The sequence below is a fragment of the Rhodoferax sp. genome, assembly GCF_030653815.1.
GTDB lineage: Bacteria > Pseudomonadota > Gammaproteobacteria > Burkholderiales > Burkholderiaceae_C > Rhodoferax.
This window is the reverse complement of record NZ_JAURYQ010000036.1, coordinates 1-18,495: the sequence shown is the minus strand read 5'-3', so window position 1 is coordinate 18,495 and position 18,495 is coordinate 1. Positions and strand designations below refer to the sequence as shown.

Annotated in this window: 18 protein-coding genes, 2 pseudogenes and 1 other annotated feature; of the genes and pseudogenes, 7 read left to right on the top strand and 13 right to left on the bottom strand. The window is 56.1% G+C overall.

Annotation, left to right across the window (positions count from 1 at the left end; genetic code table 11):
* Nucleotides 1-2 precede the first annotated feature (2 nt).
* From aroB to Q7U49_RS11685, 7 genes are read right to left on the bottom strand one after another with little or no spacing between them, the layout of a single operon-like run.
* Entirely contained in the window at nt 3-1,112 is a 1,110-nt protein-coding gene (gene aroB, locus Q7U49_RS11715; protein ID WP_304764446.1) for a 3-dehydroquinate synthase, read from the bottom strand.
* Nucleotides 1,113-1,150: 38 nt separating this feature from the next.
* Nucleotides 1,151-1,675, bottom strand: coding sequence for a shikimate kinase (locus Q7U49_RS11710; RefSeq protein WP_304764445.1), 525 nt, complete (start codon nt 1,673-1,675; stop codon nt 1,151-1,153).
* A gap of 39 nt (nt 1,676-1,714) precedes the next feature.
* Nucleotides 1,715-3,808: a type IV pilus secretin PilQ gene (gene pilQ / locus Q7U49_RS11705; protein ID WP_304764444.1), complete on the bottom strand. Its 2,094-nt coding sequence runs from the start codon at nt 3,806-3,808 to the stop codon at nt 1,715-1,717.
* Nucleotides 3,805-4,347 carry a pilus assembly protein PilP gene (locus tag Q7U49_RS11700; protein WP_304764443.1) on the bottom strand — a complete coding sequence of 181 codons (543 nt, stop codon included), beginning with the start codon at nt 4,345-4,347 and terminating at the stop codon, nt 3,805-3,807. Before Q7U49_RS11700 ends, pilQ begins: the two co-directional genes overlap by 4 nt.
* Nucleotides 4,344-5,018 (bottom strand): type 4a pilus biogenesis protein PilO, encoded by a 675-nt coding sequence (locus Q7U49_RS11695; RefSeq protein WP_304764442.1) that lies wholly within the window; start codon nt 5,016-5,018, stop codon nt 4,344-4,346. The genes Q7U49_RS11700 and Q7U49_RS11695 overlap by 4 nt, the downstream gene beginning before the upstream one ends.
* A 12-nt stretch (nt 5,019-5,030) precedes the next feature.
* Nucleotides 5,031-5,648 carry a PilN domain-containing protein gene (locus Q7U49_RS11690; protein WP_304764441.1) on the bottom strand — a complete coding sequence of 206 codons (618 nt, stop codon included), beginning with the start codon at nt 5,646-5,648 and terminating at the stop codon, nt 5,031-5,033.
* On the bottom strand, nt 5,645-6,724 hold the full coding sequence (locus Q7U49_RS11685) for a pilus assembly protein PilM (protein WP_304764744.1): 1,080 nt from the start codon (nt 6,722-6,724) through the stop codon (nt 5,645-5,647). Before Q7U49_RS11685 ends, Q7U49_RS11690 begins: the two co-directional genes overlap by 4 nt.
* A 389-nt stretch (nt 6,725-7,113) precedes the next feature.
* Between Q7U49_RS11685 and Q7U49_RS11680 the strand changes: the two genes are divergently transcribed.
* Nucleotides 7,114-9,381, top strand: a complete 2,268-nt coding sequence (locus Q7U49_RS11680) for a penicillin-binding protein 1A (protein WP_304764743.1) — start codon at nt 7,114-7,116, stop codon at nt 9,379-9,381.
* Between the two features lie 39 nt (nt 9,382-9,420).
* Here Q7U49_RS11680 and cyaY read toward each other — a convergent pair whose 3' ends face one another.
* A complete protein-coding gene (cyaY, locus tag Q7U49_RS11675; RefSeq protein WP_304764440.1) occupies nt 9,421-9,750 on the bottom strand; it encodes an iron donor protein CyaY in 330 nt (109 codons plus the stop codon).
* A 12-nt stretch (nt 9,751-9,762) separates the two neighbouring features.
* On the opposite strand from cyaY, the gene Q7U49_RS11670 reads away from it, so the two are divergent.
* Both Q7U49_RS11670 and lysA read left to right on the top strand, forming a co-directional pair.
* A complete protein-coding gene (locus tag Q7U49_RS11670) occupies nt 9,763-9,996 on the top strand; it encodes a lipoprotein (protein WP_304764439.1) in 234 nt (77 codons plus the stop codon).
* A 5-nt stretch (nt 9,997-10,001) separates the two neighbouring features.
* Nucleotides 10,002-11,279 carry a diaminopimelate decarboxylase gene (lysA, locus tag Q7U49_RS11665; protein WP_304764438.1) on the top strand — a complete coding sequence of 426 codons (1,278 nt, stop codon included), beginning with the start codon at nt 10,002-10,004 and terminating at the stop codon, nt 11,277-11,279.
* A gap of 56 nt (nt 11,280-11,335) precedes the next feature.
* Here the strand turns inward: lysA and Q7U49_RS11660 are convergent, their stop codons facing one another.
* The 3 genes from Q7U49_RS11660 to Q7U49_RS11650 form a co-directional block, all read right to left on the bottom strand.
* Nucleotides 11,336-11,968 (bottom strand): sulfite oxidase heme-binding subunit YedZ, encoded by a 633-nt coding sequence (locus Q7U49_RS11660; protein WP_304764437.1) that lies wholly within the window; start codon nt 11,966-11,968, stop codon nt 11,336-11,338.
* Entirely contained in the window at nt 11,968-12,966 is a 999-nt protein-coding gene (gene msrP, locus Q7U49_RS11655) for a protein-methionine-sulfoxide reductase catalytic subunit MsrP (RefSeq protein ID WP_304764436.1), read from the bottom strand. Before msrP ends, Q7U49_RS11660 begins: the two co-directional genes overlap by 1 nt.
* A 183-nt stretch (nt 12,967-13,149) precedes the next feature.
* Nucleotides 13,150-13,776 carry a cytochrome c gene (locus Q7U49_RS11650; RefSeq protein WP_304764435.1) on the bottom strand — a complete coding sequence of 209 codons (627 nt, stop codon included), beginning with the start codon at nt 13,774-13,776 and terminating at the stop codon, nt 13,150-13,152.
* Between the two features lie 74 nt (nt 13,777-13,850).
* On the opposite strand from Q7U49_RS11650, the gene yihA reads away from it, so the two are divergent.
* The gene (gene yihA, locus Q7U49_RS11645) at nt 13,851-14,594 is read left to right on the top strand and encodes a ribosome biogenesis GTP-binding protein YihA/YsxC (RefSeq protein WP_304764434.1); all 744 of its coding nucleotides are present in this window, start codon (nt 13,851-13,853) and stop codon (nt 14,592-14,594) included.
* On the opposite strand, the gene Q7U49_RS11640 is transcribed toward yihA, so the two are convergent.
* The gene (locus Q7U49_RS11640; RefSeq protein WP_304764433.1) at nt 14,591-15,460 is read right to left on the bottom strand and encodes a lipid A biosynthesis acyltransferase; all 870 of its coding nucleotides are present in this window, start codon (nt 15,458-15,460) and stop codon (nt 14,591-14,593) included. The two genes, yihA and Q7U49_RS11640, sit on opposite strands and share 4 nt — an antisense overlap.
* A 21-nt stretch (nt 15,461-15,481) precedes the next feature.
* Nucleotides 15,482-16,312: a lysophospholipid acyltransferase family protein gene (locus tag Q7U49_RS11635; RefSeq protein ID WP_304764432.1), complete on the bottom strand. Its 831-nt coding sequence runs from the start codon at nt 16,310-16,312 to the stop codon at nt 15,482-15,484.
* A gap of 186 nt (nt 16,313-16,498) precedes the next feature.
* Between Q7U49_RS11635 and metK the strand changes: the two genes are divergently transcribed.
* From metK to Q7U49_RS11620, 3 genes and pseudogenes are all read left to right on the top strand, one after another.
* A complete protein-coding gene (gene metK, locus Q7U49_RS11630; protein ID WP_304764431.1) occupies nt 16,499-17,686 on the top strand; it encodes a methionine adenosyltransferase in 1,188 nt (395 codons plus the stop codon).
* 67 nt (nt 17,687-17,753) lie between these two features.
* A pseudogene (locus Q7U49_RS11625) lies at nt 17,754-18,154 on the top strand (transposase); the annotation flags it as partial.
* Nucleotides 18,035-18,151: a sequence feature (AL1L pseudoknot), on the top strand. Its footprint overlaps the pseudogene before it by 117 nt.
* Before the next feature lie 62 nt (nt 18,155-18,216).
* A pseudogene (locus Q7U49_RS11620) lies at nt 18,217-18,477 on the top strand (transposase); the annotation flags it as partial.
* Between the last annotated feature and the right edge of the window lie 18 nt (nt 18,478-18,495).

The window sequence follows — 18,495 nt, the reverse complement described above, 5'->3', positions numbered from 1 at the left end:
GTTTAGCTGGCGCAACAGGCGTCGATCACCTTGCGCACCATATCATCCGGCGCACTGCGCACGGCGGCCCGGCCCGGGCGCTCGATGACGACAAACTTGATTTCCCCGGCCTCGCTCTTTTTGTCCAGGCGCATTAGTTCCAGGTAACGCCCGGCGTTGTCGGTGGCTGACAGTCGCGGCCCTTTGACGGGCGAGCCCGCTTTCTGGATCAGGTGCACCAGCCGGTTGACAAAAAACGCATCCACCAAGCCCAGACGCTCCGACAGATGCGCCGCCATGACCATGCCACACCCAACGGCCTCGCCATGCAGCCACGCGCCATAACCCAGGCCCGCCTCAATGGCATGGCCAAAGGTGTGGCCAAAATTCAGAATGGCGCGCAAACCCGACTCACGTTCGTCCTGACCCACCACATCGGCCTTGATTTCGCAGCTGCGCTTGACCACATGTGCCAGCGCGGCCGGCTCTCGGGCCAGCAAAGCGTCCATGTTGGCCTCCAGCCAGGCCAGGAAATCCATGTCGGCAATCGGCCCGTACTTGATGACCTCGGCCAAACCGGCGCTGAGTTCGCGCGCAGGCAGCGTCTTGAGCGTGTCCAGGTCACATACCACCTTGAGCGGCTGGTAAAAGGCGCCAATCATGTTCTTGCCCAACGGGTGGTTGATGGCCGTCTTGCCACCCACGGAAGAGTCGACCTGCGCCAGCAAGGTGGTGGGAACCTGAACAAACGGCACTCCGCGCATGAAGCTGGCAGCAGCAAAACCCGCCATGTCGCCCACCACGCCGCCTCCCAGCGCAAACACCGTCGTCTTGCGGTCACAGCCGTGACCCAGCAAGGCGTCAAAAATCAGATTCAGGCTTTCCCAGGTTTTAAAAACCTCGCCGTCAGGTAACACCACGGTATACACCTGCGGGTATTTGCCCGCCAGCGCTTTTTGCAAGCGGCCGGCGTAAAGGGGCCCCACCGTCGTGTTGGTGACGATCAGCGCGCTGTGCGCATGGGGCAACTCGGCATAACTGAGTGGGTTGTCAAACAAGGAGCCACGGATGGCAATGTGGTAGCTGCGCTCAGCCAGGTCAATGGCAACGGTTTGGAGGTCGGAAGATTGCATGACCCCGAGTTTAGCGAACTGGGCAAGCGGTCAGCGGATCAGCGACTCGTCGGCGCACCCGCCAGCTCCAACTGCATCAAGATCATATTGACCAAGGTGGCCACCGAGGGGCGTCCAGTGTCGACCTGAAAGTGCGCCGTTTCGCGGTACAGGGGATCGCGCTGGGCATACAGGTCGCGCAGGCGCTGCAGTGGATCAGCCACTTGCAGCAGGGGGCGGCTTTTGTCGTGCCGCAGGCGACGAAACAGGTCATCCGGAGAAGAGTTCAGGTAGACCACCTGGGTCCGCGAGCGCAAGTTCTGGCGGTTCTCCGGCCGTAACACGGCGCCACCACCCGTCGACAAAACGGCCGCCTGATTCTGCGTGAGTTCATCGATAACAGACGCTTCGATATCGCGAAAGCGGACCTCACCCTCACGCTCGAAATACTCGCGAATCGAGCAGCCCAAGCGCTGCTCGATCACGTGGTCAGAGTCAAAAAAGGGCAGCTGCAGCCGCCGGGCGAGTTGCCGCCCGACGGTGGACTTGCCCGAGCCGGGGAGGCCAATGAGGCTGATTCGCAATTTTTGTAATGTGAGGACCGGGCTGACCTGATGGGACGGCTAGCGTACGGCCTTGTCAGCCAATACCTTAGGTGTAATGAAAACCAGCATTTCCTGTTTATTGGACACCTTGGAACGGTTCTTGAACAGGTTGCCAACACCAGGCAAATCTCCCAGCAGGGGCACCTTGGTCTCGCTATCGCTTTCAGTCATCTCGAAAATACCACCGATCACGACGGTGCCGCCGTTCTCAACCAGCACCTGAGTTTGAATGTGCTTGGTGTTAATGGCAAAACCGGCTGCGGTGGACTGGCCCACAGTATCTTTATTGATGTCAAGCGACAGGATGATATTGCCCTCGGGCGTGATCTGTGGTGTGACTTCAAGCTTCAAATTGGCTTTTCGGAAGGCAATGGAAGTGGCACCACTCGAAGACGCGACCTGGTAGGGCAATTCGGTTCCCTGCTCGATCAAGGCCTTGATTTGATCCGCCGTCACGACCCGCGGACTGGAAACCACACGCCCTTTGCCATCAGCTTCAAGGGCAGATAACTCCAAGTTCAAGAATCGGTTGAGATTGGAGCTGAAAATTGACAAGGCAAAAGTAGCAGGCTCGTACCCCCCTTGACCGATGGCCGGCAGATTAACAAAACTGCCCGTGGTCGTCCCCCCGGAATCCACATAGGTCGATCCGACGGACACGCCACCACTGCCAACCCTCGTTGCAGGCTGGGACCCAGCACTGCCGCCCAGCTTGACCCCGAGCGACTTGCCAAAGGTATCGGACGCCTCCACGATGCGCGCCTCAATGAGCACCTGGCGCACCGGAATGTCGAGCTTGGCAATCAACTGCTGAACCTGCTCCAACTTGGAGGGGATGTCTGTGACAAACAGCTGGTTGGTACGCGACTCCGAAATCACGCTACCACGCGGACTGAGCAAGCGCGAGCTGCTGGCCCCAGCGCCAGTGCCACCGCCGGTCGCGGTCAGCTGAGCAGCCACTTCAGCCGCTTTGGTGTAGTTCATCTGGAAAGATTGGGTCCGCAGAGGTTCCAGGTTTTGCAGTGCTGCAGCTGACTCCAGATCGAGTTTTTCCTTGGCGTTGATTTCGTCCTTCGGAGCAATCCACAGCACGTTACCTGTTTTACGCATGCCCAGACCCTTGGACTGCAGAATGATGTCAAGCGCTTGATCCCATGGCACGTCCTGCAAGCGCAAGGTGACGGTACCGGTGACGGAATCCGACGTGATGACGTTGAAATTAGTAAAGTCTGCAATGACTTGCAGCAGGGAACGCACATCGATACTCTGGAAGTTCAGCGACAGTTTCTCACCGCCGTAACCCGGCCCTTGGGTCAGCTTGGAACTGTCCTCCTTCACCGGCTTGATCTCGATGACGAACTGCTCGTCCGTCTGGTAGGCGCTGTGCGCCCACAAGCCTTGGGGCTCGATGACCATACGCACCCGGTCACCCGCCTGGGTGGTGGTGATGGTCTTCACCGGGGTGCCGAAATCATTCACATCAAGGCGGCGGCGTAAACCTTCTGGCAGAGATGTCTTCATGAAATCGACCACCAACAATTGGCCTTGCTGGCGAATGTCCACACCCACCTGGCTGTTGGGCAAAGAGACGACCACCCGACCCGACCCGCCATCTCCACGCCTGAAGTCAAGGTCGCGCAGCGGCAGAACGCCACGAGCCTGTGTCTCGGTAAATAATTGCGAAGCTGGCGCGGGCGACGAACTCGCCACGGCGTCCAGCACGACCAGCAGCGACTTGCCCTGCCATTGGGCCTTGTAAGTGGTCGATTGCTTGAGGTTAATCACCACCCGGCTGCGGCTACCTGCCTGCACCACGCTGACGGATGTCAAATTGCCTTGATTGACTTCGATTGTCGAGCGCCCAATGGCACTGATCACATCGGGGAAATCCAGTGCAATACGAGCCGGCGATTGGATCGAAAAACCCGCTGGAAGCGCACTGAGTGCTTCGCTCAGATCAATCCTGACGACTTCGACGCCACTTTGAATGGATCCGGATACCGACTCAATCGCCACCTGGGCTTGTGCCAGGGCGGCAGACAGCAGCAAACCCAGACCCAGACCTAGCTGATACCACCAACACACACCTGAACCAACTTGCTTATTTTTCATTTTGACCTCTCTTGCAACAGCAGACTGGCTGGGCGCTCAATCCACTCACCGACTGCATCTTGCACAATTTCACGCAAAGTAACTTCATTTTCAACAATTTTGACGACTCGACCGTAATTTTGGCCCAGATAGTCACCGGGACGCACCTGATACAGCAAGGGCCCGACCTTAACCAGGGCCACAGGTTTTTGATTTCGCACCATGCTGCCCACCAAGCTCATGCTGTCAAGAGGAAACTCTTCCAGGGGCTCCTTGCGCCGCTTCAATTCAGGTGCAATCAAGGCGCCGTTCGAGGCCGCCAGATTGGATTCTTTGCCAAGCGCCTGGGTGAGTTTTTGCTTGCTAAAGGGATCTGCCTCATTGGCAAATGTGTAATTTTCGGGCTTGAACTGCTTGGGTTCGGCAATCGGTTTGATCTTGGGTTGCGCTTGCGCACGCTGCGCAGCCATCCACTGACGTAACTCATCATCGGAAGACGATCCACATGCGGTCAAGCCCGCTGCGACGCTCAAAAAAACGGCTATTCTGAATATCGTCATGATGATTTAGCCGGCTTGGGAGCCGCTTTACGCTGTGCACTGACTTCGTTGCTATCCAGATAGCGGAAAGTCTTGGCGGTGGCATCCATGGTCAAAGTGCCCTCTTTGACGGAAGTGATCACCAGGTTGTTGAGCGTGACAATGCGCGACAGATTGGCGATATCGGAGGCAAAAGCACCCATGTCGTGGTACCGACCGGTAATCTTGATGGCGATGGGCAGTTCGGCGTAATAATCATTGATGACCACCTGACCCGGCCTGAACAGCTCGAATTGCAGACTGCGACCCAGACCAGCCTGATTGATGTCAGACAGCAAGGCGTCCATCTCGGCTTTGCTGGGCAATTGCTTTTCAAGTTGCGTGACATATTGCTGGACTTGTTCACGCTGTTTCTTGAGCGCCTCAAGATTGACGGCCTTGGCGAGCTTGACCTTGAACTCATCGCGCAGCTTGAGCTCGGTCGCCTGCGCTTGAGTCAACTCGGCCTCGATATCGCTGAGCCAGACAAACCACAAAGCAACAACGCAGACAAGCGCCAAGCCAAAAAATAAAGAGAAACGGGGCAGCACGGGCCAACTGGAAGGGTCCTTGCTGTCCAGATACCGAAACTGGGAGACCGCAGCCTCCAGCTTCTCCTTGAAATCAATGTTGATTTTTAATTGTTTCGCCATCATGCCTACCTGTTACCGACTCGCCGCAGCAGCTACAGAAGCAGCTTGTGAAGGATTCTTTTGGGCCTCAGTGGCACGAACCAGTTTGACCCTGATCTGAAAGTTTGACACACGGCGTACATCACGCGGGGTTAAATTAACCGAGCCGGCCACAATTTCAACCAATTCAGGTCGGCTAAACCAGGGAGAATTGTTCGCCAGATTACGCAGCAATTCCGAAACCCGCTCATTGGACTGGGCAACACCTTGCAAAGCGACGTTCTGCCCCTCTTGTCGCAACGAGCTGACATAGACGCCGTCAGGCAACTGTTGAACCAGCTCGGTTAAAAGATAGACTGGCATGTTGCGGTCAGCCTGCAGATCTTCAACGGCTTTTTGACGCGCCAACAAAGCGGCGATCTCCCCCTCCAGCCCGGCAATTTCCTTGATCTGAAGATCAAACTTGCTGATTTCACTTTGCAGCAACTGGTTCTGCTCTTGCTGCGATGAAATTTGTGATTGAAACCACAAAAAAATCAGTCCCGCGATCAGTCCGCCCATAAAGACAGACAAACCCAGACTCACATTGAACAATTCTTTTCGGCGTTTGCGGGCAATTTCCCGATGCGGGAGCAGGTTGATCAGAATCACTTCGAAAATCTCCGCAAAGCCAAGCCACAGGCGGTGAGGTAAGAAGGCGCCTCAAGCAGCATTTTTTTCTGCCCAACACTCTCTGCGATGCGCATGCCCTCAAACGGGTTGGCGACCAGGCAAGCAAAGCCGGACTGCTTGGTGACCATTGCAGTCAGGCCAGGCAGACTGGCTGACCCTCCGGCCAACATCACCAAATCGACCTTGTTGTGCGTGGTACTGGTAAAAAAGAACTGGAGAGCACGGCCAATTTCCTGCACCAGGCTTTCAATGAAAGGCTGCAACACAGTTGATCGGTAATCTTCAGGCAAATCACCGCTGCATTTCTTTGTTTCGGCCTCTTCCGGAGAAAACCCGTACTGGCGAACAATCAATTGAGTCAACTGCGCCCCGCCAAAAGCTTGGTCACGATCGTACAGCACCTCATCGTTGCGGATCACCTGCATGCTGGTTGTCAGGGAACCCACCTCGAACAAAGCAACAATGCGCTCGGCCGAATGATCCGGCATGCCGGCAATCAAACGGCTTGCGGCCAGGCGAGACGCATAAGACTTCACATCGACAATCACAGGCTTGAGCCCTGCGGCTTCTGCGAGTCCCTGCAAATCCTGCACTTTTTCTCGCCGGGAAGCCGCAATCAGAACATCCACATCACCGGTCGCGTTGGCACTCGGCCCCAAAATACAAAAGTCAAGACTGACTTCATCCAGCGGAAAGGGGATGTACTGATTGGCCTCGGATTCGACTTGCATCTCAAGATCGTGGTCTGTCATGCCGCCTGGCAGGACGATTTTTTTGGTGATCACGGCCGACGGCGGCAGCGCCATGGCGACGTTCTTGGTCTTGGTGCCACTCTTCTTGATCAAACGCCGCAGGGCTTCAGCGACTTCATCGAATTTCTCAATATTGCCATCGTTGATCCAGCCTCGCTCCAAAGGCACGATGGCACAGCACTCCAGAATCAAGTTGCCAGATTTATCTTGCCCCAACTCAACGAGCTTGACGCTGGACGCACTGACGTCCAAGCCCAGCATCGGCGCGAGTTGTTGGCTAAACAATGATCTCAAAGAAATCAACACATTCCCCCGAACAAGATACAGAAATTTACGTAACACATGAGAAGTCACGTCAATACTATCAGCAAGCCCCAAGCGCAGCAAAGAGAATCCCGTTTTTAAATAAACCGGGCTGTTGTCAAATATAGACGCAAAATCAAGAAAAATCGGGGTTCTACCGCGCTAATTTTGGCAGGTAATCGCAAATATCCCCCGGGCGGATGCTAACCTCGACACAGCTTCTGGCCCAATTTTTATAATGAGTCAGATCCATCAACAGGTTTTTTATGACCGTTCCCTCGCCCAACACCGTGTCCAAGTCAGCGCCAGCCCAAGAAAATCAAAAGAAAAATCAAACCCACTGGCTTATCAAACTGACCGTCTGGACGGGCGGTGCGATCCTGGCGGGCATGACATCGCTGGCACTTTTGGTGGGCATTGCCATGGCCGTCGCATCCCCCAATTTGCCCGATATTTCAGACTTGTCTGACTATCGCCCCAAATTGCCCTTGCGTGTTTACTCTGCTGAGGGCGTACTGATTGGAGAATTTGGTGAAGAGCGACGTCATCTCACGCCGATCAAGGATATCCCGAAGGTGATGAAAGATGCCGTACTGGCGATCGAGGATGCGCGCTTTTATGAACATGGCGGCGTGGACTACAAGGGTATTTTGCGTGCAGCGCTGGCCAATCTGGGCCGCATCAAGAGTCAGGGCGCGTCGACCATCACCATGCAGGTCGCGCGCAATGTATACCTGACCTCTGAAAAAACTTACACGCGCAAAATTTATGAAATTCTGCTGACCTTCAAGCTTGAGCACTTGCTCAGCAAGGACCAGATTCTTGAAATTTACATGAATCAGATCTTTCTGGGCAACCGAGCTTATGGCTTCGCTGCGGCTGCAGAAGCCTACTTCGGCAAGTCGCTGCAAAACATCACGGTCGCCGAAGCGGCCATGTTGGCGGGCTTGCCCAAGGCCCCGTCGGCCTACAACCCCATCAATAACCCCAAGCGCGCCAGGTCAAGGCAGCTTTACATCATTGAACGGATGCTGGACAACGGGTTCATCACGTCAGCGCAGGCCAATGCCGCCAAACTTGAGCCGCTCCAAATCAAATCGAGCTCGGACAACACCCAAATCCACGCTGAGTTTGTGGCGGAAACTGTGCGTCAACTGATGTTTGCGCAATATGGTGATGCCACTTACACCCGTGGCTTGAACGTCTACACCACGCTCAACGCTGAACAGCAAGACACGGCCTACAAGGCGTTACGCCGCGGCATCATGAACTATGAGCGGCGCCAGTTTTACCGCGGACCCGAAAAATTTGTCAGCCTGCCAAGCGACCCACAGGCCATGGACGACATCATTGACGAGGTGCTGCAGGAGCACCCGGACAATGGCGACGTGATGTCAGCCGTGGTATTGGAGGCTTCGCCCAAAAAAATTGTGGCCATCAGACAAAACGGTGAAACGATTGAAATCACTGGGGAAGGACTCAAACCGGTTCAATCCGGCTTGTCTGACAAGGCCGCTGCCAACATCAGGATTCGCAGAGGTGCTGTGATCCGTGTCGTGCAAACACCCAAAAAAACCTGGGATATCACCCAGTTGCCTGAGGTGGAAGGCGCTTTTGTAGCCCTTGACCCGCGCGATGGTTCGATCAAGGCCATGGTGGGTGGCTTTGATTTTGAAAAAAACAAGTTCAACCATGTCACTCAGGCCTGGCGCCAGCCTGGGTCCAGCTTCAAACCGTTCATTTACTCAGCAGCGCTGGAACATGGCGTGACACCTGCCACGGTCATCAATGACAGCCCCTTGTTTTATGATGCCGGCGTGACGGGTGGTCAGCCCTGGGAGCCGAAAAATTATGACGGCAAATTTGAAGGTCCCATGACCATGCGCCGAGGTCTGGCCAAGTCCAAAAACATGGTGTCGATTCGCATTCTGGAAACCGTAGGGGCGCAGAATGCCCAAGAGTGGGTCACCCGCTTTGGCTTTGAGGCGGACAAGCACCCCGCTTACCTGACCATGGCCTTGGGCGCGGGCTCTGTCACACCCATGCAAATGGCCGGCGCATACGCCGTCTTCGCCAATGGCGGCTACCGCGTGAACCCCTGGCTGATCAGCCACGTCACCGATCAAAAAGGCAAAGTGATCACCCAGACGCAAGTTCCGGTTCTGAACGAATCCATGCGCGCCATTGATGCCCGCAATGCCTTTGTCATGGGCAGCTTGCTTCAGGAGGTCACGCGCTCCGGAACGGCCGCGTCGGCACAGGCTACGCTCAAGCGCCCTGACCTCTACGGCAAGACAGGAACAACCAATGACTCCCTGGATGCCTGGTTTGCAGGCTACCAACCAAGCTTGATGGCCGTCACATGGATTGGCTACGACACCCCGAGAAAACTGGGTGCGCGTGAAACGGGCGGCGGCTTGAGCCTGCCGGTCTGGATTGAATTCATGGCACAAGCCTTGAAAAATGCACCGGTGGTGGAGGCTAACGTGCCAGACGGCGTGATCAATCTTGGTGGCGAATGGTTTTATGATGAGTATGCGGGACGCTCTGGCGTTTCCAGCCTGGGCTTGACCAATGGCGAAAACCCGAATCAGCCACAAGTCATCCCCATGCCTGCAGCGGACGAGAAACGAAAAATTCTCGACTTGTTCAGATAATTCAAGCTGACAGACACGGACAAGAACGTGTCTGTATGGTCATGGCGTGAACATGAGCGGTTGGCCGGCCTGCTCTGTTGCATGGCGCGACAAGGACGCAAAAAACTCGCCCTGACCTTTGGTATCTGACCATTGTGCGCCATCAAATTGGTAGTGAAAGCCACCCCCTTTTGCAGCCAACCAAATTTCATGCAATGGCTTTTGCAAATTAATGACGATCTGACTGTGGTTGGCAAAGGCCAGGGTAATCATGCCGCCCGTTCGCTGGTTGTCAATATCAGCAGCGGTTTCATCGTTGATACGGTCGCAACTTGCCTCGACGGCCTTGAGTACCAGCTCTGCGCGATCCATGAATTCGGAGTCAGTCATTACAATTTCACCATGCTGTTAATTCCTCAAATTCTAGTGCGCGCCTTTGCCCTTGGTGCCAGTGCGGTAGCTTTGGCGGCCTGCGGCCAGCGGGGTCCTCTTTATTTACCGCCGACAGGTACGGTAGATCGAGCCACCCTGCCTGAGAGCTTGCTGCCATCCTTAGGCAAGAATCCAACCAGTGCGACAGGCAGTTCATCCTTGCCGCCAGCCCCCCAACCTGCAACCGCCGCCTCTGCGCCATAACCTCCATGCATCCTGACCGTTTACCGGGCCACCCCCACATTGCCTATGCTGGCGACGAACTTTTTGTTGAGATGATCCCGTTGAGCGCCTTGGCGCAGCAGTATGGCACCCCCTTGTTTGCTTACTCCAAGGCCTCGATGCTGGCGGCACTTGCGGCCTACCAGCAAGGCTTTTCGGGGCGGCAGGTGCAAATTTGCTACGCCATGAAGGCCAACTCGACCCTGGCAATCATTCAATTGTTTGCCCATGCAGGGTGTGGCTTTGATGTGGTGTCACTGGGTGAAATGCAACGTGTGCTGGTCGCAGGTGGACTGGCCAGTCGTATCATTTTTTCTGGTGTGGGCAAAACCCGGGCCGAGATGCGCGCGGCCCTTGAAGCCGGCGTAGGCTGCTTCAATGTGGAGAGCGAAGCTGAATTGGAGGTGCTCAATGAGGTGGCGTTGAACCTGGGCCTGCAAGCCCCGGTGAGTATTCGCGTCAACCCCAATGTCGATCCGCAGACACACCCTTATATTTCCACGGGCCTGAAAGGCAACAAGTTCGGCATCGCTCATGAGCACGTGGTGCAGACTTACCAGCGCGCCGCCGCTTTGCCTGGCTTGAAGGTCCAAGGCATTGACTGTCACATTGGCTCGCAAATCACGCAGGAGTCACCCTATCTGGATGCCATGGACCGCATGCTGGACCTGGTGGAAGCCATTGAGGCCGCAGGTGTACCCATTCACCACATCGACATGGGGGGTGGTCTGGGCATCGAATACCAGGGAGAAACCCCGCCTGAAGCGGCTGTGTTGTGGCGCAAGTTATTGGCAAAACTTGATGCCCGTGGTTTCGGCGACCGGCCTCTGATGATCGAACCGGGCCGCTCCCTGGTGGGCAATGCGGGCGTGTGTGTGACCGAAGTGCTGTACCTCAAGCCAGGCGCGCAAAAGAATTTTTGCATTGTCGATGCCGCCATGAATGACCTGCCGCGACCAGCCATGTACCAAGCCTACCACCAGATCGTACCGCTCAAGCCGCGCGACACCACCCCAGAGACCTGGGAAGTGGTTGGCCCGATCTGCGAAAGCGGCGACTGGATTGGCCACGACCGGGATTTAAGCGTGGCGCAAGGCGACCTTCTCGCCGTGATGTCTGCTGGCGCCTACTGCATGAGCATGGCCAGCAACTACAACACGCGCAACCGCGCTGCCGAGGTGCTGGTGGATGGTAGTCAGGCACACCTGATTCGTGCGCGGGAAGGCTATGCTGATCAAATGCGGCAGGAACGTTTGATTACCTGAGCGATGGCCGTAGCCCGGATGAAACTCGGCGCGATCCTCGATGGACTTGGCAGGCCTCAGCTCTTTTGATTCAAAAACCGCGACAGCCGCCAGCCCAGCAGAGCCGTCAACACACCAGCATAAACAAAGACCTCCGCAAAGTCGTTTTTGCCCGCGCGCATCCAGAAGAAGTGCAAGATCGCCAGGCCAGCGACTCCATACACGGCGCGGTGCAAGCGCTGCCAGTTGCGCCCGCCCAGCACTTTGATGGCCCGATTGAACGACGTGAACGCGAGGCTGGTCAACATCACAAAAGCGACAAAACCCACCAGGATGAACGGCCGTTTGACAATGTCCCGGGCGATGTCGGCCAGATCAAATGCCATGTCAAAACCGCTGTAGCTCAGCAAGTGCAACAGGGCATAAAAATACACAAACAAGCCCAACATGCGGCGAAACCTGGCCAACGCCGCGTTGCCCGTGAGCACCCGCAGCGGCGTCACCGCCAACACCACGCACAGCATACGCAAGGTCCAGTCACCCGTCGCCCGAACCAACGCCTCTGCCGGGTTGGCGCCCAACTGATCAGCCACTGCAGCCCACAGCAAATACACAAAAGGCAGCAAGGCCAGGACAAACACCACCGGCTTGGCAAACCGGTGCCGACAACATGCGCTAAAAGCGCGGGCGGCGACCTCGCCAAGAGACATTAAAAGTACTTTTTCAGGTCCATGCCGGCATAGAGCTGTCCCACTTGAGCCTCGTAGCCATTGAACATCAAGGTCTTGCGCTTCTTGGCAAACAAGCCGTCTTCGCCGATCCGTCGCTCGGCGGCTTGGCTCCAGCGTGGATGGTCCACCTCCGGATTCACGTTGGAATAAAAACCGTATTCGCTGGCGGCCGCCTTGTTCCAAGCCGTGGCAGGTTGCTTGTCGGTAAAACGGATTTTGACCAGACTCTTGCCGCTTTTGAAGCCGTATTTCCAAGGCACCACCAGGCGAAGCGGGGCACCGTTTTGTTTCGGCAACACCTCACCATACATGCCAAACGCCAGCAGGGTCAGCGGATGCATGGCCTCGTCCATGCGCAAGCCTTCCACGTAGGGCCAATCCAGCACCCGGGAGCCCACGCCAGGCATGGTTTTAGGGTCGGCCAGAGTGACAAACTCAACATACTTGGCCCCTCCCAGCGGCTCTACTTTTTTAATCAATTCAGACAGCGAATAACCCACCCACGGAATCACCATAGACCAACCCTCGACGCAGCGAAGGCGGTAAATACGCTCTTCTTGGGCGCTGAGTTTGATCAAGTCCTCCAGTGCATAGCGGCCTGGCTTTTTGACCAGCCCCTCGATCTCTACCGACCAGGGGCTGGTCTTGAGGGTGTGTGCCTGTTTGGCCGGATCAGCTTTGTCGGTGCCAAACTCATAAAAATTGTTGTACGTGCTGGCGTCTTTGTACTCGGTCACTTTCTCCATGATCAGTGCCCCGGCAATATTCGAGCGGCTGCGCGCCAGGGCTGCGTTTTTTCCCGGCGGTATCCAGCTTTGCGCCAGCGCCTCCCGCGAAGCCCAGGAAGCCAGCGCGGCACCCGCCACACCACTGGCCATCAGACGAATCATCTGACGTCTTGTTTGGTAGACAGCCTCAGGTGTTATTTCACTTGAAACCGGATGAGTAAAGCCTTGGTCGTTAATTTTTATCAGCATCATGGTTCCTTTGTACCTTTAAGTCGCGAGATGTTAGGCTTTCTTACAAAATCCTGTGCCAGACAAAAAAATAACACTCCGAAGGAGACAGGCAACAAAAAAGGCAGGGTGGTTAACACGACCTGCCTTCGGGGCTGCAAAGGTGACATGCGTCACCAGGCAGCCGTTAAAACTTATTGAGAGTCAGCGCAAGCCGGCAATATAGTCAGCAACCGCTTTAATTTCACGGTCATTGAGTTTGGCTGCCACCTGGTTCATCTGAAGGCTGTTTTTTCGCACACCGTCGCGGAATGCGGTCAACTGAGCCACAGAGTATTCAGCGTGTTGTCCACTCAAGCGTGGGTATTGGGCTGGAATGCCGGCACCGTTGGGGCTGTGGCACCCCGCACAGGCCGGGATCTGGCGGTCGGCAATGCCACCACGATAGATTTTTTCACCCAGCAACACCAGTTCTTTTTCTTTGGCTGCGCCCGGCGTGGCCTTTTTGGTGGCCAGCCAGTAAGAGATGTTTTTCATATCCTCATCGCTCAACGCAGCGGACATTCCGGTCATCACAGCGTTTTCGCGCTTGCCCGCCTTGAACTCAGTCAACTGTTTGACGAGATATTCAGGGTGTTGCTGCGCCAATTTGGGGTTCACCGGAATCAGGGAATTGCCATCCGGCGCATGGCATGCTGCGCAGACTCCTGCAAAGCTGGCCTCGCCTTTGGCTAAATCCGGCTTGGCAGCGACAACTGCGTCTGCTGCAACACTTGAAAAAACAGCGGTGACCAACGCGGCAGCGAGGGTGAATGTGGCGATCAGCTTCATAAGTGGACAGGTCAGTTGGTGGTGTGGGTAAACCCTGTAATTCTACAATGGCCTAACTTAACAGCGCTCATCCCATGACAAATCAACCCAGCCCAAGTCCATCCCAGCCAACATTGCCCGGCGAGCAAGCCCCTTCCACCGTGACGCCCGTGGTGGCATTGGGCTGGCTACACACCGCCAAATTCCTCACCACTGCGCCACAATTGCATTTTTTGCCGCCTCTGGACGTACCAGAAATTGCCTTTGTAGGACGTTCCAATGCGGGTAAATCCACCTGTATCAATACCCTGACACAACAAAAACAGCTGGCCTTCGCTTCCAAAAAACCCGGACGAACCCAGCATATCAACCTGTTCGCACTGGGGAAACAAGGCGTGACCGATGCAGTTCTGGCTGACTTGCCAGGCTACGGTTACGCCGCTGTGCCCAAGCAGGACAAAATTCGCTGGCAACAGGTTATGGCCAATTATTTGGTGACGCGCGAAAACCTTAAGGCGATCGTGCTAATGTGTGACCCACGACACGGCCTGACCGAGCTTGATGAAGTATTGCTTGACGTGGTCCGCCCCAGGGTGGAGGAGGGGTTGAAGTTTTTGGTGATCCTGACGAAGGCCGATAAACTGACCCGGGCCGAACAAACCAAGGCTTTGTCCATCATGAAACTGCAGGCCGGCGGCGGTGAAGTACGTCTGTTTTCAGCCACCAAGCGCCAGGGTATTGAGGAGGTCGCCACGCTGCTGTGGCAATGGGCCCACCCAGTGCAGGCGACTGCCTCTGACCGCGCCACCATAACACCCGAGCCCAGGGTCGCTGACTAGCGGTAAACCGCTGATTCGCCCAGGGGTTGGTCCTTGAAGCGCTTGTGCACCCAGTAGTACTGCTCTGGCATGGCATCAACGTAGCTTTGCAGGCGTGCGTTCATCAGCGCGGTGTCAGCCGGCAGGTCATCGGTGGGGAAATCCGGCCATGCCGGCAACACCTGAACCACATAGCCCCGGGGCGTCATGCGGGTGACTACCGGCACCACTTTGGCGCGCCCAAGCCGGGCAAAACGTGACAAGCTGGGCACTGTGGCGGCTGGCACGCCATAAAACGGTACAAACAACGACTCATGTGGACCAAAGTTCATGTCAGGCAATAAATAGAGTGGATCGCCCTTGCGCAAGCTGGCCACAATGGCTTTCACGCCATCGGCCCGTCCAAACAAACGCCCCGAACCATAGCGCTGGCGCCCCTGCAGAATCCATGCATCTGCTATTTTGTTGGCCTGGTCGGTGTAAATGGTGGTGAAGTGGCGCGGTAGTTGTTGTGTGAGTGCGGTCCAGCCTGCATCGAGACCGACAAAATGGGGGGCAAAAATCACCACTGGATCGCGTCCCTGGAGTTCCTCGATGGCACCGGACAGGGTCAAACGAGCGCGCACCAGGTCGGGCGCGCCATGCCACAGCCAGCCGCGATCCAGCCAAGCCTGGGCAAAACACACAAACACCCGGTGCGCCAATCGGCGCAATTCGGCGTGCGTCAGGTGGGGAAAGCACAAGCGCAAATTGGTGTGCACTACATGCCTGCGCGGCGCCACGACTGTGTACAGCAACCAGCCCAGCAGCCAACCCAAGGCTCGGATCCAATTCAGCGGCAAAGGCGCCAGAACACGCATCAGATACAAAGCAAATCGGGTTCCCATTTTTGAATTTTCTTGCTGACCTTATGCCGAGGTGCGTGGTTGTTTGTAGCGCGCATAGCCCCACAAATACTGCTGAGGGCATTGCAGTACAAGCGTTTCCATGGCGTGATTGATCACAGTCACCGCCTCAGGCAATGCGGTTGGTAGCGGTTGAGCCAGCGGGCGCACATGCACCCGGTAGCCGCGCCCGAACGGCAAACGCTCACCCCAGGCCAGCAAAACCGAGGCCCCCGTTTGCTGTACCAGCCGCACCGACAAGGTCATGGTGTAGGCCTCTCGGCCAAAAAAAGGGGCCATCACTCCCATGCCCCGTGGTGGGACCTGGTCCGGTAGCAGGCCCACCGTATCACCTTTTTTCAGCGCCTTGATCAATTGCTTGACACCTGACAGGTTGGTCGGTGCGGTTTGTAAACCGGGACGCTGCCGTGCAGCGACCATCAGCGCCATGAACCACTTCTGCCTTGGTGGTCGAAATAACACTGTCACGGGCTTACCCATCTGACCAAAACGCTGAGCGTAGGCTTGCGCCGCGATCTCAAAACAACCCAGATGTGGCGTCAGGAATACAAGACCACGGCCCTGTGCAAGTGCCCCTTCCACATGCTCCGCGCCATCCCACGTCACGGTCACTTGGGGTCCCAGCCAAAGACGCGGAAGCTCAAGCACCATCTTTCCGCTTTCCCCTACCGCCTTCAACAATTGGTAACGTGTCAAGCCGGCCAGTCCAGCATGGCGGACGAAGCGCTGGCGGTACGTGGAGGACGTCAAAATCGCCAGCCAGCCCAGCACAACACCCAAGCCATGCAACAACCACAAAGGCCAGACTGACAACAGTTTGAAAAGGATGATCATGAGTGCGATAAAATACCACGTCGCTGAGTTATGGAACTACTTGCAGGGCGACACACAAGAGCCACTCTATCGAGGACGCCATTGTGCCTTGTCAAATCAATGACAGATCTGCTAAAGCGTTCGCCGAAAGCCTCGAAAGCTAAAGCAACGCGCAATGCTTGTTAACTTTTATTAGGGCTTTCCATTATGGCGAACGATTTCCTATTCACTTCTGAATCCGTCTCTGAAGGTCACCCCGACAAGGTGGCTGATCAGATTTCAGACGCGATTCTTGATGCAATTTTTAAGCAAGACCCCAAGTCACGGGTGGCGGCAGAAACCTTGTGCAACACTGGCCTGGTTTTGTTGGCTGGCGAAATCACCACCAACGCCACCGTGGACTACATTCAAGTCGCTCGTGACACACTCAAACGCATTGGCTACGACAACTCCGACTACGGTATTGACTACAAAGGTTGCGCGGTGCTGGTAGCCTACGACAAACAGAGCAACGACATCGCCCAGGGTGTTGACCACGCCAGCGACGACCACCTGAACACCGGTGCCGGCGATCAGGGCCTGATGTTTGGTTATGCCTGCAACGAAACGCCTGAACTGATGCCCGCGCCCATCTATTACGCCCACCGTCTGGTCGAACGCCAGGCGCAGTTGCGTAAGGACGGTCGCCTGCCCTTTTTGCGCCCGGATGCCAAGAGCCAGGTCACCATGCGCTACGTGGACGGCAAGCCGCACAGCATTGACACCGTAGTGCTGTCCAGCCAGCACAGTCCCGAGATGAGCCTGGGCAACCGGATGACCGATGCCTTCTATGAAGCGATTCGTGAAGAGATCATCAAGCCAGTGTTGCCCAAGGAATGGTTGACGCCTGATACCAAATACTTGATCAACCCCACGGGCCGTTTTGTCGTGGGCGGCCCGCAAGGCGACTGTGGCCTGACAGGGCGCAAGATCATTGTCGACACCTACGGTGGCGCCTGCCCTCACGGCGGCGGCGCTTTCAGCGGCAAGGACCCAACGAAAGTTGACCGCTCGGCCGCCTATGCCGCGCGCTATGTGGCCAAAAACATTGTGGCGGCGGGACTGGCGCGCCAATGCCAGATTCAGGTGGCCTACGCCATTGGCGTGGCCAAACCCATGAATGTGACGGTTTACACCGAAGGCACCGGCGTGATCCCGGACGAAGACATTGCCGCCCTGGTGCACCGCCACTTTGACTTGCGCCCGCGCGGCATCATTCAGATGCTTGACCTGCTGCGCCCCATATACGAAAAAACCGCCGCCTACGGCCACTTTGGCCGTGAAGAACCCGAATTCAGCTGGGAAAGCACCGACAAAGCCCAGACTTTGCGCGCAGCGGCTGGGCTGATGGGATAGTCATGCTAACGTAATACTGAATCGCCCCGGGAATTGAGGAGGCTCCAAACTTTGAGAAGATGGAGCCATGAGCAAGAAATCAAATCGTTTTTCCCCCGAAGTTCGCGAACGCGCGGTGCGCATGGTGCAAGAGCATCGTGGCGAATACCCATCCCTGTGGGCTGCCGTTGAATCAATTGCACCCAAGATTGGCTGCGTTCCCCAGACGCTGCATGAATGGGTACGCAAGCAGGAGATCGACACCGGGCTGCGCGAAGGCGTCACCAGCGAAGAGCGTGACCGCATCAAAGCCCTGGAACGTGAGAACAAGGAACTGCGCCGAGCCAACGAAATCCTCAAGCTGGCCAGTGCGTTTTTTGCCCAGGCGGAGCTCGACCGCCGACTCAAGTCCTGAGAGGCTTCGTGGACAAACATCGCGACACCTACGGGGTCGAGCCAATCTGCGAAGTTTTGCAGATTGCCCCGTCCGGGTAATCCCCCCGATAAATCAAAGGCGCCAGAAGTAGAATTTTCTTAGAAAGAAGTTCTATATGAAGAAATCGAGATTTAACGACTGCCAGATCATGGACGCGCTCAAGCGTGTTGAGGCTGGATTACCCGTGCCAGAGCTGTGACGCGAACTGGGGATCAGCACCGCCACCTTTTACAAGTGGCGTGCCAAATATGGCGGCATGGACACCTCCATGATGAGCCGCATGAAAGAGCTTGAAGAAGAGATCCGGCGACTCAAGAAGCTGTATGTCGAGGCCCAACTCAAGGCTGACATCGTGGCCGAGGCACTCGCAAATAAGTGGTGAGGCCGTCTCGCA

Bases quoted from the DNA above. Each gene is read 5' to 3' on its own strand.
- aroB (WP_304764446.1), bottom strand. From the start codon at position 1,112: ATGCAATCTTCCGACCTCCAAACCGTTGCCATTGACCTGGCTGAGCGC.
- pilQ (WP_304764444.1), bottom strand. From the start codon at position 3,808: ATGAAAAATAAGCAAGTTGGTTCAGGTGTGTGTTGGTGGTATCAGCTA.
- Q7U49_RS11700 (WP_304764443.1), bottom strand. From the start codon at position 4,347: ATGACGATATTCAGAATAGCCGTTTTTTTGAGCGTCGCAGCGGGCTTG.
- Q7U49_RS11695 (WP_304764442.1), bottom strand. From the start codon at position 5,018: ATGGCGAAACAATTAAAAATCAACATTGATTTCAAGGAGAAGCTGGAG.
- Q7U49_RS11680 (WP_304764743.1), top strand. From the start codon at position 7,114: ATGACATCGCTGGCACTTTTGGTGGGCATTGCCATGGCCGTCGCATCC.
- cyaY (WP_304764440.1), bottom strand. From the start codon at position 9,750: ATGACTGACTCCGAATTCATGGATCGCGCAGAGCTGGTACTCAAGGCC.
- Q7U49_RS11670 (WP_304764439.1), top strand. From the start codon at position 9,763: ATGCTGTTAATTCCTCAAATTCTAGTGCGCGCCTTTGCCCTTGGTGCC.
- lysA (WP_304764438.1), top strand. From the start codon at position 10,002: ATGCATCCTGACCGTTTACCGGGCCACCCCCACATTGCCTATGCTGGC.
- Q7U49_RS11660 (WP_304764437.1), bottom strand. From the start codon at position 11,968: ATGTCTCTTGGCGAGGTCGCCGCCCGCGCTTTTAGCGCATGTTGTCGG.
- msrP (WP_304764436.1), bottom strand. From the start codon at position 12,966: ATGCTGATAAAAATTAACGACCAAGGCTTTACTCATCCGGTTTCAAGT.
- Q7U49_RS11650 (WP_304764435.1), bottom strand. From the start codon at position 13,776: ATGAAGCTGATCGCCACATTCACCCTCGCTGCCGCGTTGGTCACCGCT.
- yihA (WP_304764434.1), top strand. From the start codon at position 13,851: ATGACAAATCAACCCAGCCCAAGTCCATCCCAGCCAACATTGCCCGGC.
- Q7U49_RS11640 (WP_304764433.1), bottom strand. From the start codon at position 15,460: ATGGGAACCCGATTTGCTTTGTATCTGATGCGTGTTCTGGCGCCTTTG.
- Q7U49_RS11635 (WP_304764432.1), bottom strand. From the start codon at position 16,312: ATGATCATCCTTTTCAAACTGTTGTCAGTCTGGCCTTTGTGGTTGTTG.
- metK (WP_304764431.1), top strand. From the start codon at position 16,499: ATGGCGAACGATTTCCTATTCACTTCTGAATCCGTCTCTGAAGGTCAC.